General features: G+C 70.5%; 9 protein-coding genes. 5 read left to right on the top strand and 4 right to left on the bottom strand.

Translation table 11 applies throughout. From position 1 onward, the window contains the following. Positions 1–34: 34 nt before the first annotated feature. The 3 genes from AB0F56_RS05840 to metH form a co-directional block, all read right to left on the bottom strand. Complete coding sequence (locus AB0F56_RS05840; RefSeq protein ID WP_362004444.1) at positions 35–1,624, bottom strand: ABC transporter substrate-binding protein; 1,590 nt, start codon at positions 1,622–1,624, stop codon at positions 35–37. A 433-nt stretch (positions 1,625–2,057) separates the two neighbouring features. Beyond that, entirely contained in the window at positions 2,058–2,756 is a 699-nt protein-coding gene (locus tag AB0F56_RS05835) for an HAD family phosphatase (RefSeq protein WP_362004441.1), read from the bottom strand. A gap of 132 nt (positions 2,757–2,888) precedes the next feature. Continuing rightward, positions 2,889–6,416, bottom strand: coding sequence for a methionine synthase (metH, locus tag AB0F56_RS05830; protein WP_362004438.1), 3,528 nt, complete (start codon positions 6,414–6,416; stop codon positions 2,889–2,891). 302 nt (positions 6,417–6,718) lie between these two features. On the opposite strand from metH, the gene AB0F56_RS05825 reads away from it, so the two are divergent. The 5 genes from AB0F56_RS05825 (at position 6,719) to AB0F56_RS05805 (ending at position 13,002) form a co-directional block, all read left to right on the top strand. Continuing rightward, positions 6,719–7,486 (top strand): IclR family transcriptional regulator, encoded by a 768-nt coding sequence (locus tag AB0F56_RS05825; protein ID WP_362005096.1) that lies wholly within the window; start codon positions 6,719–6,721, stop codon positions 7,484–7,486. 276 nt (positions 7,487–7,762) lie between these two features. Then, positions 7,763–8,551 (top strand): MIP/aquaporin family protein, encoded by a 789-nt coding sequence (locus tag AB0F56_RS05820; protein WP_362004436.1) that lies wholly within the window; start codon positions 7,763–7,765, stop codon positions 8,549–8,551. Between the two features lie 38 nt (positions 8,552–8,589). Further along, positions 8,590–10,116 carry a glycerol kinase GlpK gene (gene glpK / locus AB0F56_RS05815; RefSeq protein WP_362004433.1) on the top strand — a complete coding sequence of 509 codons (1,527 nt, stop codon included), beginning with the start codon at positions 8,590–8,592 and terminating at the stop codon, positions 10,114–10,116. A gap of 6 nt (positions 10,117–10,122) precedes the next feature. After that, positions 10,123–11,727 (top strand): glycerol-3-phosphate dehydrogenase/oxidase, encoded by a 1,605-nt coding sequence (locus AB0F56_RS05810; RefSeq protein WP_362004430.1) that lies wholly within the window; start codon positions 10,123–10,125, stop codon positions 11,725–11,727. Between the two features lie 222 nt (positions 11,728–11,949). Further along, entirely contained in the window at positions 11,950–13,002 is a 1,053-nt protein-coding gene (locus tag AB0F56_RS05805) for a PAC2 family protein (protein WP_362004428.1), read from the top strand. 63 nt (positions 13,003–13,065) lie between these two features. On the opposite strand, the gene AB0F56_RS05800 is transcribed toward AB0F56_RS05805, so the two are convergent. Continuing rightward, positions 13,066–16,137 (bottom strand): NPCBM/NEW2 domain-containing protein, encoded by a 3,072-nt coding sequence (locus AB0F56_RS05800; RefSeq protein WP_362004425.1) that lies wholly within the window; start codon positions 16,135–16,137, stop codon positions 13,066–13,068. Positions 16,138–16,246: the final 109 nt, after the last annotated feature.

Here is a 16,246-nt window from a genome sequence, read left to right as displayed (position 1 = left end):
TGCGCGGCCGGTGGAGCCGAACTGGGTGGAGGGGTCAGGCGTTCCTGCGGGCCAGCTCCCACAGGAGCAGGTCGGAGGAGGTGTTCAGCGCCCATTCGACGCCGGTCACGTCGTCGCGGGCGGCGACGTACTGCTTGCCCTGCCAGAGCGGCAGGACGGGGACGTCCTGGGCGACGATCTTCTGGATCTGTCCGAAGACGGGGCCGGCGGCGGTGCGGTCGGCCGAGCGGCGCGAGCGCGGAATCAGCTGGTCCCGTACCGAGGCGTTGACGTAGGGGGTGTTGAGGAAGTTGTCGGCGTCGAGGAAGGGGGCGACGTAGTTGTCCGGGTCGGGGAAGTCGGGGAACCAGCCGAGGCCGTAGACGGGGAAGTCGCCGCGCTTCTGCGCGGGCCGGAAGGTGGACCACTCGCTGCCCTCGACGGTGACCTTGAAGAGTCCGGTGGCGTTGAGCTGGTCGCGCAGCGCCTCGAACTCCTGCTTGGTGCCGGAGCCGTAGTGGTCGGTGGTGTAGTGCAGGGTGAGCGCGACCGGGTCGGTGATGCCGGCCTTGCCCAGGATGCCGGCGGCCCGGCTCTTGCTGGGCTCGCCGTAGGCGTCGAAGAAGGCCGTGGAGTGACCGGTGACGCTGGAGGGGATCAGCGAGTAGAGCGGCTGGGCGGTGGGGCCGTAGACGGCGTTGACGATCGCGCCGCGGTCGACGACGGCGGCGATGGCCTGCCGGACGGCCTTGTCCTTGACGGACGGGGCGTCGGTGTCGAAGGCGAGGTAGCGGATCTCCAGGCCGGGGACCTCGGTGAGGTCGATGCCGTCCTTGGGCTTCTCGGTGAGCGTCTTGACCTGCTCGAGCGACATGGCGCGCGTCATCATGTCGATGTCGCTCTTCTCCAGGGCCTGGCCCATGGAGTCGGCGTCGGCGAAGGAGCGCAGCTCGACCTTGTCGTTGCGGAGCTTGATGTCGCCCTTGTACGCGGGGTTCTTGGTGAAGACGGCCTTGACGAAGCGGTCGCCGTCGCGCTCGGTCTTCATGGTGTACGGGCCGGAGCCGTCGACGTCGAAGCCGTCGCGGAGCTTCTTGCCGTCGTACTTGTCCTTGCTGAGGATGCCGGCGACCGGGGTGGAGAGCTTGTACGGGAAGGTCGCGTCGGGCGCCTTGAGGTGGAAGACGATGTCGCGCTCGCCGTTGGTCTCGACGGTGTCGATGTTGGCGAGGAGGGCGGCGGTTCCGTTGTCGGACTTGATCGCGAGGACGCGCTCGACGGAGAACTTGACGTCGGCGGCGGTCAGCGGCGTGCCGTCGGCGAAGGTGAGGCCTTCGCGGAGCGTGCAGCGGTAGCTCTCGCTGACCCGGTCGCTGAAGGAGCAGCTCTGGGCGGCCTCGGGGACGGGCTCGCCGCCGCCGCGCGGTACGTGCATCAGGGTCTGCACGGTCTGCCGGAGGATGTTCCAGGTGCCCGTGTCGTAGGCGAAGGCCGGGTCGAGGGGGGCGGGGGCGTCGCTGGTGGCGACGAACTGGTCCGTGGTGCCGACGACGATGGCTCTGGACTCGTCCGCACCGCCGCAGGCGGTGAGCAGGGGGGCGAGCAGGCCGGCTACGGCCGGCAGGGCCAGGGTCTTGCGGCGCATCAGGGGACTTTCTCCTCATCCGGCACTGGGATACAGGCGTGTACGGACACTCCACCGCTTCCGCCCGGTCGGGGCGGGCGATCGGGCCGGGATGGTGAGCGATCGGTCCTGTGTCCGCGGCGACTTGGATGGGCCGCCGGAGCGCGGAAAGCGCGGCGAAGTACTCGCGAAAGATTAGTGCGAGCGGCCGTGGCGGCCGACCGCCGCAGGCCCGCCTCGGATGCGGATAGTGATCATGAATACGGGGGGCTCGATAGTCATGCGCGGGTATGAATGAGCAAGGAAGGCGCGAATCGGGACAGACGTCGATCCGCAATCCCGGCATTACGGATATCGAACGCGAGACGGCCGCCCGGGGTCCGGCACGCTGCGTGACGAAGGTCACGCGCGTGGTCCGTACCGCGGGCGGCCGCCTCTCTGCTCGGGGGGCCGCTCAGGGGCCGGTGATCAGCGTGCGCAGGAAGGGCACGTCCACGTCCTCCAGGGAGCGGACCACGACCCGCCCCGGGGAGGGGGCGATCGGGGCGACGGAGGGCACGGCGACGACCCGGCAGCCCGCCGCCTCGGCGGCCGCGACGCCCGTCGCGGTGTCCTCGATGACGGCGCACAGGGCCGGCTCCGCGCCGACGCCGATCGCCGCCGTGAGGTAGGGCTCGGGGTGCGGCTTGGTGCGCTCCACCTCGTCGCCGGCCACGGTGAGCGCGAAGCGGTCGCGGCCCAGGGAGGCGAGGATCCGGTCGATGATGCGGCGGTGCGAGGCGGAGACCAGGGCGGTCGGGATGTTGTGCCGGGTCAGCTCGGCGAGGAGCCGCTCGGCACCGGGCATCAGCGGGACGCCCCGGCCGATGCGGTGCTCGAACTTCTCGTTGAGCAGGACGGTGAGCTCGGCGAGGGTGATGTCGGCGCCGGTGGCCTCGATGAGGTAACCCGCGCTGCGAGTCATGGGGCCGCCGACGACGATGTCGCGCCAGGACTCGTCCAGCCGGTGTCCGAGGTCGGCGAAGACCTCCACCTCCGCGTCCCACCAGAAGCCCTCGGTGTCGACCAGGGTCCCGTCCATGTCGAGGAAGACCGCTTGCAGCGCGGAGCTTCCGTTGGCGCGGACAAGGGACGCGGGGACCGTACTGGTCATCCGGCACACCTCCATGGAGGGACGAGAAGGCCGGTCACCCTCCCCGGTACGGGGGTGGGACCGGCCTGCACTGGACCGACCAGTGTACGTCCGTAGGACGCGAGGTGCGCTGATTTACTCCCGGGGCGGGGGTTACCGCGCGTTGAAGTACTTCGCCTCGGGGTGGTGGATCACGATGGCGTCCGTGGACTGCTCGGGGTGGAGCTGGAACTCCTCCGAGAGGTGGACGCCGATCCGCTCCGGCTGGAGCAGGTCCGCGATCTTCGCCCGGTCCTCCAGGTCCGGGCACGCTCCGTAGCCGAGGGAGAAGCGCGCGCCCCGGTACTTCAGCGCGAACATGTCCTCGACGTCGGAGGGGTCCTCGCCCGCGAAGCCGAGCTCGGCGCGGACCCGGGCGTGCCAGTACTCGGCCATGGCCTCGGCGAGCTGCACGGACAGGCCGTGGAGCTCCAGGTACTCGCGGTAGGAGTCGGAGGCGAACAGCTTGGCCGTGGCCTCGCCGATCTTCGAGCCGACGGTGACGACCTGGAGGCCGACGACATCGGTCTCGCCGGACTCCTCGGGGCGGAAGAAGTCCGCGAGGCAGAGTCGGCGGCCGCGGCGCTGGCGCGGGAAGGTGAAGCGGGTCCGCTCGTTGCCGGCCTCGTCGAGGATGATCAGGTCGTCGCCCTTGGACACGCACGGGAAGTAGCCGTAGACGACGGCGGCTTCCAGGAGGTTCTCGGTGTGCAGCTTGTCCAGGAGCCCGCGCAGCCGGGGCCGGCCCTCGGTCTCGACCAGTTCCTCGTACGTCGCGCCGCCCGCGCGGGCCTGCTTGAGCCCCCACTGGCCCTTGAACAGGGCGCCCTCGTCCAGCCAGGACGCGTAGTCCTTCAGCGGGATGCCCTTGACGACGCGGGTGCCCCAGAACGGCGGGGTGGGGACCGGGTTGTCGACGGCGACGTCGGAGCGGCCGCCCGGCTCCGGCTCCTCCACCTGCAGGACGGGCGTGTCGCGCTTGGCGACCCGGCGCTGCTTGAGCTCGGGCAGGGCGGCGCCGGGGACGCCGCGCTTGACGGCGATGAGCGCGTCCATGAGCCGCAGGCCCTCGAAGGCGTCCCGGGCGTAGCGGACCTCGCCCTGGTAGATCTCGTGCAGGTCCTGCTCGACGTAGGCGCGGGTGAGCGCGGCGCCGCCGAGGATCACGGGGTACTTGGCGGCCAGCTCGCGCTGGTTGAGCTCCTCCAGGTTCTCCTTCATGATCACCGTGGACTTGACCAGCAGGCCGGACATGCCGATGACGTCGGCGCTGTGCTCCTCGGCGGCCTCCAGGATCGCGGAGACCGGCTGCTTGATGCCGAGGTTGACGACGTTGTAGCCGTTGTTGGACAGGATGATGTCGACGAGGTTCTTGCCGATGTCGTGGACGTCGCCGCGCACGGTGGCGAGGACGATCGTGCCCTTGCCGTCGGCGTCCGTCTTCTCCATGTGCGGTTCGAGGTAGGCGACCGCCGTCTTCATGACCTCGGCGGACTGGAGCACGAAGGGCAGCTGCATCTGGCCCGAGCCGAAGAGCTCGCCGACGACCTTCATGCCGTCGAGCAGGGTCTCGTTGACGATGTCGAGGGCGGGGCGCTCCTGGAGGGCCTCGGCGAGGTCGGCCTCCAGGCCGTTCTTCTCGCCGTCGATGATGCGGCGCTTCAGGCGCTCCTCCAGGGGCAGGGCGAGGAGTTCCTCGGCCTTGCCGGCCTTCAGGGACTTGGTCGTGGCGCCCTCGAAGAGCGCCATCAGCTTCTGCAGCGGGTCGTAGGCCGGTTCGTCCCCCTGCTGGGCGCGTCGCCGGTCGTAGATCAGGTCCAGCGCGGTGGTGACCTGCTCGTCGTCGAAGCGGGCGATCGGCAGGATCTTGGAGGCGTGCACGATCGCCGAGTCGAGGCCCGCCTTGACGCACTCGTCGAGGAAGACGGAGTTCAGCAGGATGCGGGCGGCCGGGTTGAGGCCGAAGGAGATGTTGGACAGGCCGAGCGTGGTCTGGACGTCCGGGTGGCGGCGCTTGAGTTCGCGGATGGCCTCGATCGTGGCGATGCCGTCCTTGCGGGACTCCTCCTGCCCGGTGCAGATGGTGAAGGTGAGGGTGTCGATGAGGATGTCCGACTCGTGGATGCCCCAGTTGCCGGTCAGGTCGTCGATGATCCGCTCGGCGATGGCGACCTTGTTCTCGACGGTGCGGGCCTGGCCCTCCTCGTCGATGGTGAGCGCGATGAGCGCGGCGCCGTGCTCCTGGGCCAGCCGGGTGACCTTCGCGAAGCGCGACTCCGGCCCGTCGCCGTCCTCGTAGTTGACGGAGTTGATGACGGCGCGGCCGCCGAGCTTCTCCAGGCCCGCCTGGAGGACGTCGACCTCGGTGGAGTCGAGGACGATCGGCAGGGTGGAGGCGGTCGCGAAGCGGCCGGCCAGCTCCTCCATGTCGGCGACGCCGTCCCGGCCGACGTAGTCGACGCAGAGGTCGAGCATGTGCGCGCCCTCGCGGATCTGGTCGCGGGCCATCTCGACGCAGTCGTCCCAGCGGCCCTCCAGCATGGCCTCGCGGAACTTCTTCGAGCCGTTGGCGTTGGTGCGCTCGCCGATCGCCATGTACGACGTGTCCTGGCGGAACGGGACCGTCTGGTAGAGCGAGGCGGCGCCGGGCTCGGGGCGCGGGTCGCGGACGGTGGGCGTGAGGTCGCGGACCCGCTCGACGACCTGGCGCAGGTGCTCCGGGGTCGTACCGCAGCAGCCGCCGATGAGGGAGAGTCCGTACTCGCGGACGAAGGTCTCCTGGGCGTCGGCGAGCTCGGTGGCGGTCAGCGGGTAGTGCGCGCCGTTCTTGCCGAGGACGGGCAGGCCGGCGTTGGGCATGCAGGAGAGCGGGATACGGGAGTGGCGGGCGAGGTAGCGCAGGTGCTCGCTCATCTCGGCCGGGCCGGTGGCGCAGTTCAGGCCGATCATGTCGATGCCGAGCGGTTCGAGCGCGGTGAGCGCGGCGCCGATCTCGGAGCCGAGGAGCATGGTGCCGGTGGTCTCGACGGTGACGGAGACGATGAGCGGCACGTCGATGCCGAGGGCGTCCAGGGCGCGGCGGGCGCCGATGACGGAGGCCTTGGTCTGGAGGAGGTCCTGGGTGGTCTCGACGAGCAGCGCGTCGGCGCCGCCGGCGATCATGCCCTCGGCGTTCTGCTGGTAGGCGTCGCGCAGCAGGGTGTACGGGGCGTGGCCGAGGGTCGGCAGCTTGGTGCCGGGGCCCATGGAGCCGAGGACCCAGCGCTGCTGTCCGGTGGAGGCGGTGAACTCGTCGGCGACCTCGCGGGCGATCCGGGCGCCGGATTCGGAGAGCTCGTACACCCGCTCGGGGATGTCGTACTCCCCCAGGGCCGCGTGGTTGGCGCCGAAGGTGTTGGTCTCGACGCAGTCGACGCCGGCGGCGAAGTACTCCTCGTGCACCGAGCGGACGATGTCGGGCCGCGTGATGTTGAGGATCTCGTTGCAGCCTTCGAGGTTCTGGAAGTCCTCGAGGCTGGGGTCCTGGGCCTGGAGCATGGTGCCCATGGCTCCGTCGGCCACCACCACACGGGTCGCGAGTGCCTCGCGGAGTGCTGCGGCGCGGGTGCGGCTGTCAACGGAAGGGGTCGGCGACGAGGCCATGGATGAGCTCCCTGGGATGCGACGGCTGTCGGCTTTGCACCCTCGGCGGAGGGTGCACGGGGCCAGCGTAACCGCGTGGACGCCGGGGTGGACATCGCGTTCCACTGGGCGGACGGCATCCTGTCTCCCGGGGACTCCCGGTCGGACCCGTTCATGACCGACACTGTGTAGGTAACGCTCGGTCGGCATCGACCGATAGTGTTCAGCATTGTCGAACAGCATGATCCACGCGATCCTGTCCTTCAGGATCCACGGGGAGACCCCGGGGTCGTGGACACATGGACAGGGAGAAGGGCCGGGCGATGGCGAAGAACATCCAGTCGCTTGAACGGGCGGCGGCGATGCTGCGACTGCTCGCGGGCGGCGAGCGCCGGCTCGGCCTCTCCGACATCGCCTCGTCCCTGGGCCTCGCCAAGGGCACGGCCCACGGCATCCTGCGCACCCTGCAGGCCGAGGGCTTCGTGGAACAGGAGGCGGCCTCGGGCCGCTACCAGCTGGGCGCGGAGCTGCTGCGCCTGGGCAACAGCTATCTGGACGTGCACGAACTGCGCGCACGAGCGCTGGTCTGGACGGACGACCTGGCCCGCTCCAGCGGCGAGAGCGTCCATCTGGGCGTGCTGCACCAGCAGGGCGTCCTGATCGTCCACCACGTCTTCCGGCCGGACGACAGCCGGCAGGTCCTGGAGGTGGGGGCCATGCAGCCGCTGCACTCCACGGCCCTCGGCAAGGTCCTCTCGGCGTACGACCCGGTGGCGCACAGCGAGGTCCTGGAGGTGCCGCGCGAGGGCTTCACGCCCCGTACGGTCACCGACCTGAAGGAGTTCGAGACGCTGCTCGACACGACGCGGGCCAAGGGCTGGGCCGCGGACGTGGAGGAGACCTGGGAGGGCGTGGCGTCGGTGGCCGCCCCGATCCACGACCGGCGCCGGATGCCGGTGGGCGCGGTGGCGATCACGGGCGCGGTGGAGCGGGTCTGCGGCGACGGCGGCGAGCTGCGCTCCGAACTCGTCGCGGCGGTACGGGACTGCGCCCGCGCCGTCTCCCGCGATCTGGGCGCGGGACGCTTCTGATCCACTGAGCCGGGGCGTCCGCCCAGGCGGGAATACCTGATCAACCCGTCGGTAACGATCCAGTTATCGGCGGGTTTTTCGTTCCCCCAGCCCTTGACGCGCTGTTAACCGGAGGGCAAAACTTCCGTGCATCGGTCGGCATTGTCGAACACCTACCGGCAATACGCGCTAGAGTGTGGCAGTGCCAAGGGCCGGCAACGCCCTCATAGGAGGGCGCGGACCACCGGAGGGACCCGGGGTTCGCCTTCCCCTGGACGAAGGACAAAGGAGTCGCGGGTGTCCAGCTCCGACATCTTCATCGGCGAGATCATTGGTACCGCCGTACTCATTCTGCTCGGCGGCGGCGTCGTCGCCGCCGTGGTGCTCAAGCGCTCGAAGGCTCAGAACGCCGGATGGCTCGCCATCACGTTCGGCTGGGGCTTCGCGGTCATGACCGCCGTGTACATGACGGGTACCCTCTCGGGCGCCCACCTGAACCCGGCCGTCACCGTCGGCATCGCCCTCAAGGACGGGGACTGGAGCAACGTTCCGGTCTACTTCGCGGGCCAGATGCTCGGCGCCATGCTCGGCGCGGTCCTGGTGTGGATCGCCTACTACGGACAGTTCCAGGCCCACCTCACGGACCCGGAGATCATCTCCTCGCCGCCGCACGAGGAGGGCATGGTCGACCAGAAGGCCGCACCGAACGCCGGTCCGGTGCTCGGTGTCTTCTCCACCGGGCCCGAGGTCCGAGTGGTCTGGCAGAACCTGGCCACCGAGATCATCGGCACGGTCGTGCTGGTCCTCGCGGTGCTCACCCAGGGCCTCAACGACAGCGGCAAGGGTCTCGGTGTCATCGGCGCCCTGATCACCGCGTTCGTCGTGGTCGGCATCGGCCTCTCGCTCGGTGGCCCGACCGGTTACGCCATCAACCCGGCCCGTGACCTCGGCCCGCGCATCGTGCACGCCCTGCTGCCGCTGCCGAACAAGGGCGGCTCCGACTGGGGCTACGCATGGATCCCGGTCGTCGGCCCCCTGGTGGGTGGCGCGATCGCCGCGGGTATCTACAACATCGCGTTCGCCTGAGCCGTCCTTCTTCCAGACTTCTCCCCTTGGAGCACACCATGACCGACGCACACACCGCCGGCCCCTTCATCGCGGCGATCGACCAGGGCACCACCTCCAGCCGCTGCATCGTCTTCGACACCGACGGCCGGATCGTCTCCGTCGACCAGAAGGAGCACGAGCAGATCTTCCCGAAGCCGGGCTGGGTCGAGCACGACGCCTCCGAGATCTGGACCAACGTCCAGGAAGTGGTCGCCGGCGCGATCAGCAAGGCCGGCATCACCGCCGCGGACGTCAAGGCCGTCGGCATCACCAACCAGCGCGAGACCACGCTGCTCTGGGACAAGAACACCGGTGAGCCCGTCCACAACGCCCTCGTCTGGCAGGACACCCGCACCGACGCGCTGTGCAAGGAACTCGGCCGCAACGTCGGCCAGGACCGCTTCCGCCGCGAGACCGGCCTCCCCCTCGCCTCGTACTTCTCCGGCCCGAAGGTCCGCTGGCTGCTCGACAACGTCGAGGGGCTGCGCGAGCGCGCCGAGCGCGGCGACATCCTCTTCGGCACGATGGACTCCTGGATCATCTGGAACCTCACCGGCGGTGTCGAGGGCGGCCGTCACGTCACCGACGTCACCAACGCCTCGCGCACCATGCTGATGAACCTGCACGACATGGCGTGGGACGAGCGCATCGTGCAGTCCATGGAGATCCCGGCCGCCGTGCTGCCGGAGATCCGCTCCTCCGCCGAGGTGTACGGCTCGGTCAAGGGCGGCGCCCTCGACGGCGTCCCGGTCGCCTCCGCGCTCGGCGACCAGCAGGCCGCGCTCTTCGGCCAGACGTGCTTCGCCGAGGGCGAGGCCAAGTCCACGTACGGCACCGGAACGTTCATGCTGATGAACACCGGCGACAAGATCATCAACTCCTACAGCGGCCTGCTGACCACCGTCGGCTACCAGATCGGCGACGCCAAGCCGGTCTACGCCCTGGAGGGCTCGATCGCCGTCACCGGTTCGCTGGTGCAGTGGATGCGCGACCAGATGGGCCTGATCAAGTCCGCCGCCGAGATCGAGACCCTCGCGTCCTCGGTCGAGGACAACGGCGGCACCTACTTCGTGCCCGCCTTCTCCGGCCTGTTCGCCCCGTACTGGCGCTCCGACGCCCGCGGTGTGATCGCCGGCCTCACCCGGTACGTCACCAAGGCGCACATCGCCCGTGCCGTCCTGGAGGCCACCGCCTGGCAGACCCGCGAGATCACCGACGCCATGACGAAGGACTCCGGCGTCGAGCTGACCGCGCTCAAGGTCGACGGCGGCATGACCTCCAACAACCTGCTGATGCAGACCCTCTCGGACTTCCTCGACGCGCCGGTCGTGCGCCCGATGGTCGCCGAGACCACCTGCCTCGGTGCCGCCTACGCCGCCGGCCTGGCCGTCGGCTTCTGGCCCGACACCGACGCCCTGCGCGCCAACTGGCGCCGCGCGGCGGAATGGACCCCTCGCATGGACGCCGACAAGCGTGAGAGCGAGTACAAGAGCTGGCTCAAGGCCGTCGAGCGGACCATGGGCTGGATCGAGGACGAGGAGTAGATCGACATGACCACCCTGCAGAGCGTCCCCGCCCTGGGGACGCGACCGGCTGCCGGTTCCCTGCCGAGCCGCGCCGAGACTCGGGAGCAGCTTTCCAAGGCGACGTACGACCTCCTGGTGATCGGCGGCGGCATCCTGGGCATCTCCACCGCCTGGCACGCCGCGCAGTCGGGCCTGCGGGTGGCCCTGGTGGACGCCGGCGACTTCGCCGGCGCCACCTCCTCCGCCTCCTCCAAGCTGCTCCACGGCGGACTGCGCTACCTGCAGACCGGCGCGGTCAAGCTGGTCGCGGAGAACCACTTCGAGCGTCGTGCGGTCTCCCGCCAGGTCGCGCCGCACCTCGCCAACCCGCTCACCTTCTACCTGCCCGTCTACAAGGGCGGCCCGCACGGCGCCGCCAAGCTGGGCGCCGGTGTCTTCGCGTACTCCGCGCTCTCCGCCTTCGGTGACGGCGTCGGGCACCTGCTCAGCCCCGCCAAGGCCGCGCAGGACGTGCCGGAGCTGCGGACGGACAACCTGAAGGCCGTGGCCGTGTACGGCGACGACCAGATGAACGACGCCCGCATGGCGCTGATGACGGTCCGCGCCGCGGTCGAGGCCGGCGCCGTCGTCCTCAACCACGCCGAGGTCACCGGGCTGCGCTTCACCCGCGGCCGGGTCACGGGCGCGGAGCTGAAGGACCGTACGAGCGGTGAGGAGTTCGGCGTCACCGCCCGCCTGGTGCTGAACGCGACCGGCCCCTGGGTCGACCACCTGCGGAAGATGGAGGACCCGAACGCGGCGCCCTCCATCCGGCTCTCCAAGGGCGCGCACCTGGTCCTGAAGCGGACCTCGCCGTGGAAGGCCGCGCTCGCGACCCCGATCGACAAGTACCGGATCACCTTCGCCCTCCCCTGGGAGGACATGCTGCTCCTCGGCACGACCGACGAGGCGTACGAGGGCGACCCGGGCCAGGTCGAGGTGACCGAGAAGGACACCGCGCAGATACTCGACGAGGCCGCGTTCTCCATCCGCGACCAGCAGCTCTCCCGCGATCTGATCACCTACGCCTTCGCGGGTCTGCGGGTGCTGCCGGGCGGTCCCGGCGACACCTCCAAGGCCAAGCGCGAGACGGTCGTGACCGAGGGCCGCGGCGGCATGCTGTCGGTGGCCGGCGGCAAGTGGACGACCTTCCGCCACATCGGCCGTACGGTCATGAAGAAGCTGGAGTCCCTGCCGGGGCACCCGCTCGGCGAGGACTACGAGTCGGTGTCGACGCTGCCGAAGCGGCTCCCGCTGCCCGGCATCGCCAACCCGAACGCGGTCGCGCACCGGCTGCTCGTCGACGGACCGGCCCCCGGCCCGCGGATGGCCGCCGACACCGCCAAGCACCTCGCGACGCACTACGGTTCGCTCGCCTTCGACATCGCGCGGATGGCGAACGAGAACCCGGCGCTCGGCGAGCGCGTCCACCCGGACGCGCCGGAGATCTGGGCGCAGGTCGCCTACGCCCGGGACCACGAGTGGGCCGAGACGGCGGACGACGTGCTGCGCCGCCGTACGACGCTGACGATCCGGGGCCTCGCGACGGACGAGATCCGGGGCAAGGTCGACGAGATGCTGCGCAAGTGACGCGCTGATCTCATGACGTAAGGCTCGGTGTAAGGGGCGGTCTCCCTGGAGGCCGCCCCTTACGCATCCGTGTGCCGAGGCCAGTTCCTGGGTAGTCGATCAAGGCCGCGAACGGCTTTCGGTGGTGCACGAGGGCTGCGGACGGGCCCCCGGAAAGCCGTAAGGTTGGTCCGTACGACTGGAAAGACAGGAACGACAGCAACGTCGAAAAGGAGGCGCTGGGTGATCGAGCTCGAGGGGGTACCCGAGCTGATCGACCCGGTCATGGTGGCCGCGTTCGAGGGCTGGAACGACGCCGGCGACGCCGCCTCCACCGCGGTCGCCCACCTGGACCGGGAATGGAAGGGCGAGGTGTTCGCGGCGCTCGACGCCGAGGACTACTACGACTTCCAGGTCAACCGGCCCACGGTCTGGCTGGACAACGGCACCCGGAAGATCACCTGGCCGACGACCAGACTCTCCGTGGTCCGGGTCGGCGGCGAGAAGCCGCGTGACCTGGTGCTCGTGCGCGGGATCGAGCCGTCGATGCGCTGGCGCTCGTTCTGCAACGAGATCCTGGGCTTCGCCCATGAGCTGGGCGTGGAGATGGTGGTGATCCTGGGCGCGCTGCTCGGCGACACCCCGCACACCCGGCCCGTCCCGGTCAGCGGGGTCACCTCCGACCCGGACCTGGCCCGGACGATGGACCTGGAGGAGACCCGGTACGAAGGGCCCACGGGCATCGTCGGGATTCTCCAGGAGGCCTGCACGCACGCGGGCGTGCCCGCGGTCAGCCTCTGGGCCGCCGTGCCGCACTACGTCTCGCAGCCGCCCAACCCCAAGGCGACCCTGGCGCTCCTGAACCGCCTGGAGGACCTGATCGACCTGCGCATCCCGCTGGGCGAACTGCCCGAGGACGCGCGGGCCTGGCAGCTGGGCGTGGACCAACTCGCCTCCGAGGACAGCGAGGTGGCGGAGTACGTCCAGACGCTGGAGGAGGCGCGGGACACGGCGGAGCTGCCGGAGGCCTCGGGCGAGGCCATCGCCCGGGAGTTCGAGCGCTATCTGCGGCGGCGCGACGGCGGCCCAGGGCAGGGTCCGGGGCCGGCGGGACCGGGCATCGCCACGGAGGGCGGGGACACCTCGTACCTGCGGGACACCGGCGGCGGCCGGACCCGCCCGCCGAAGCCGGAACAGCCGGGACCGGAGGCGCCGCCGGAGGCAGGGCCGGAGTCCGCGCCCGAGACTCCCCAGCCGGAGCCTCCCGAGGACCGCGACGGCGACGACCAGGACTGAGTCGTACGGGAAAGGGGGCCGCACCGAGCACGGTGCGGCCCCCTTCGCGTTCCCGCTCGGCCGTCAGGCGCAGTCGAAGCGGGCGGCCGCCCAGTCTCCGTGGTCACCGCTCTTGGAGCCGTTGGTGTCGGTGATCCGCAGCCGGACGTGCCGGGCTCCGGTGACGTCCACCTGGACGGGCAGCGTCGCCGAGGCGCCGGTCAGCTTCGGTGAGGTCCACAGGACCTTGCCGTCCGCCTCGACCGAGAACGCCACCTCGCCGTAGCCGTTGATCTCGTCGTCGATGCCGACGTCGGCGGTGAAGGCGGTGCAGCGGCCGCCGAGGTAGACCTCGATGTCGGAGTCGGCGTGGGCGCCGATGCCCTTCTCGTAGGTCGTGCCCGCGAGGGTCAGGGTCCTGCCGTCGCTCGCGCCCGACTCGCCGTTGGAGCGGTCGCGTTCGGGCGGTCCCCAGCCGTTGGTGGACCTCAGCCAGGTCAGGTCGCTCGCCCAGACGTCGGCCGAGGGCGGCTCGGGCATCACCCCGACGGCGAACCGCTGGACGGCCGTCCGGTCCTGGTTGGCGGCGCGGTGGCGGACGCTCGCGGTGAGCGTGGCCTCGCCCGGCTTCGCGTCCTTGGCCGGGGTGACGGTGACCTCGACCCGCTTCGTGGTGCCCGCCGGGATGCGGGCGACCGGGGCGGCCGGGGTGACCTGCCAGCCGACGGGGGCCGTGAGCGACACCTCGACGCCGGTGGCGTCCCTGGTGCCCGCCGTCACGTCGACGGCGACGGTGCCGGGCGCGCCCGCGCCCAGCTCCTGTCCGGCCGGTACGGCGGCGGTGGCCGCGGCGCCCGGGACGGCTCCGCCGACGGCGCTGGTGTCCTCCAGTTCGAGGGTGAAGGCGCGGTCGGTGCGCTGGGCGGCGGTCTTGACCTTCACCACTCCCCCGCGGTCGTCGCGGTCGTACCACCAGCCCTGGCCCGCGGCCTCGTAGGCGGCCTTGGAGGTGAGGCGGGGCAGTTCGCGCCCGCCGAGGGAGACCCCGCTCGGGGCGTCGCCGGTGTGGACGGTGAACTGGTAGGGCCGGGCGGTGGACTTGCCCGCGTACGAGCCCTTGCTCGCGCCGATCCTTACGGTCACGTCGCCCGCCCCGCGCTGCGGCGCGCGGACCTCGGCGGTCTGGGTGGCGTACTGGCCGGTGCGGTGGGCGCGGGTGACGCCGTCGTCCTCGTACAGCTCGAAGGACGAGGTGCCCTGCGGGTAGATGTCCCAGGCGAGCGCGGAGCCGGGGGTGCGCTCGGTGTACGAGCGGATGCCGCCGGGCCACATCGGGACGGTGGCGCCGGCCCGGACGAAGAGCGGCAGGGTGTCGAGCGGGGCGCTGTAGTCGTCGACGGTGACCGGGCCCTGATAGGTGCGGCCGCTCCAGTAGTCGATCCAGGTGCCCTCGGGGAGGTAGATGCCGTCGCGTTCGGTGGCGTCCTGGTGGACGGGGGCGACGAGGAAGTCCTCGCCGCTGAGGAACTCGTACTTGGCCGTGTCCGAGGCCGCCCTGGGGTCGTTCGGGTACTCCAGGACCAGCGGCCGGGCGAGGCCGACGCCGGTCTTGGTGGCGCGGTGGGCGTGCGAGTAGATGTAGGGCAGCAGCGACTCGTGGAGCTTCAGGTAGTCGCGGTTGATCGAGGTGTACGGCTCGCCGTAGCGGAAGGGCTGCTTGTCGTCGGCGGCCCAGCCGTCCATGGTCATGGTGACCGGCAGGAACATCTTCCACTGCAGGTCGCGGGTGTACGTCTTGGCGCTGCCGCCGAAGATGCCGTCGACGTCGCCGGTGGTGTAGGCGAGTCCGGACATGGAGGCGCCCGCGTAGGTGGGGATCTGCCAGCGGATGTACTCCCAGGTGCCGGACTGGTCGCCGGACCACTGGACGCCGCAGCGCTGGGCTCCGGACCAGCTCTCGGGGGCCCAGGTGAAGCCGCGGGCGTCGCTGTGCGCCTCGATGCCGGCGTAGGCGTCCTTGCAGCCGTCGAGGGCGAACTTGTAGCCGGGGCCGACCCAGGCGACGTCGAGCTTGGCGACCCGCTGACCGGCCTTGACCTGCTCGCCGAGCTTGTCGAGGCCGTCCTCGGTCCACAGCCCGAGCTGCATGCCGCGGTCCTTGAGGCCGTTGGCGGTCTCGGCGAGGTCCTCGTAGCCGCAGCCGTAGCCGTCGTTGACGAGCATCCAGCCGTTGGGCATGTCGTTCTGGACGTAGCCGTCGGCGACCTTCAGGGCGTCGAGGGTGTGGCGCTCGCCCCGGTTGGCGTTGTGGAGGTAGCAGTCGGCGTCGCCGATCTCCAGGCCGTAGACGGGCGGCAGGAACGGTTTGCCGGTCAGGTTCGTGTACTGGCCGATGACGTCCTTGAGCGCGTCGGAGCCGGAGCCGGTGAAGTAGTAGGCGTCGAAGCGCTGTTCCTTCGCGCTGGTGGTGACGGGCTCGCCGAAGGCGTAGGTGTTGGGGGCGTAGGTGTTGCGGTAGACGCCGTAGCCGGCCGAGGAGAGGTAGAACGGCACGGAGTTGGGGTGGCCGCCGTCGTTCCAGTTGTAGTCGACGCCGACCTCGACGGTCTTGCCGCGGTGCGAGGTGTTGCCGCGTCCGTTCTGCATCCCGGCGCCGTAGAACTGCTCGTCGGCGCCGCGGGCCAGGGACTGGGTGGTGCGCTCCTGGGTCCAGCTGAGACCGGTGGTCTCGGACCAGAGCGGGGTGCCGTCGGCGCGGTACGCGGCGAAGCGGAGCGGCGACTTGTAGGCCCGCAGGGTCACCTTCGCGGAGGTGAGTTCGTAGCGGTCGCCGCGGTCGCGCCAGCGGGTCGGGGGCGGCGCGCCCTGCGACTGGACGATGTCCTGTCCGGTGGGGTCGGTGAACGTGCCGTCGGGGGCCAGTTCGATGCGGAAGGTCTCGTCGGTGACGAAGCTGACGCGGGCCTGGGCGCTGCCGGCGGTCAGCCGGTAGACGGCGCCGTCGGCCTGGAAGCCGGTGACGTCCCCGACGGTGGTCGGTGTGGGCTCGTCGGCGGACGGCTCCGCGGACTGGGCGCTGCCGGGGCCCGCGAACACCGCGAGGAGCCCGAGCACGGCGCCGGCCAATGCAGCCTTCATGCGCAATGTTGATTGCATGGAGGGTATTTAGCGCAGAAACGAGCATCAGGGCCAGGACAAAACGGAACCGCCCCCGGACTTCGTGAGAAGTCCAAGGGCGGTTCACGCCAAGGCAGTTGTACGGGCG

The sequence above is a fragment of the Streptomyces sp. NPDC026092 genome, from assembly GCF_040638605.1.
Classification (GTDB): Bacteria; Actinomycetota; Actinomycetes; order Streptomycetales; family Streptomycetaceae; genus Streptomyces.
The sequence above is the reverse complement of the archived record's forward strand: the minus strand, read 5'-3'. Positions and strand labels throughout refer to the sequence as shown.

What these genes read in the sequence shown, in the direction of transcription:
- AB0F56_RS05840 (WP_362004444.1), bottom strand. Translation starts at nt 1,624, where the DNA reads ATGCGCCGCAAGACCCTGGCCCTGCCGGCCGTAGCCGGCCTGCTCGCC.
- AB0F56_RS05835 (WP_362004441.1), bottom strand. Translation starts at nt 2,756, where the DNA reads ATGACCAGTACGGTCCCCGCGTCCCTTGTCCGCGCCAACGGAAGCTCC.
- metH (WP_362004438.1), bottom strand. Translation starts at nt 6,416, where the DNA reads ATGGCCTCGTCGCCGACCCCTTCCGTTGACAGCCGCACCCGCGCCGCA.
- AB0F56_RS05825 (WP_362005096.1), top strand. Translation starts at nt 6,719, where the DNA reads ATGGCGAAGAACATCCAGTCGCTTGAACGGGCGGCGGCGATGCTGCGA.
- glpK (WP_362004433.1), top strand. Translation starts at nt 8,590, where the DNA reads ATGACCGACGCACACACCGCCGGCCCCTTCATCGCGGCGATCGACCAG.
- AB0F56_RS05810 (WP_362004430.1), top strand. Translation starts at nt 10,123, where the DNA reads ATGACCACCCTGCAGAGCGTCCCCGCCCTGGGGACGCGACCGGCTGCC.
- AB0F56_RS05800 (WP_362004425.1), bottom strand. Translation starts at nt 16,137, where the DNA reads ATGCAATCAACATTGCGCATGAAGGCTGCATTGGCCGGCGCCGTGCTC.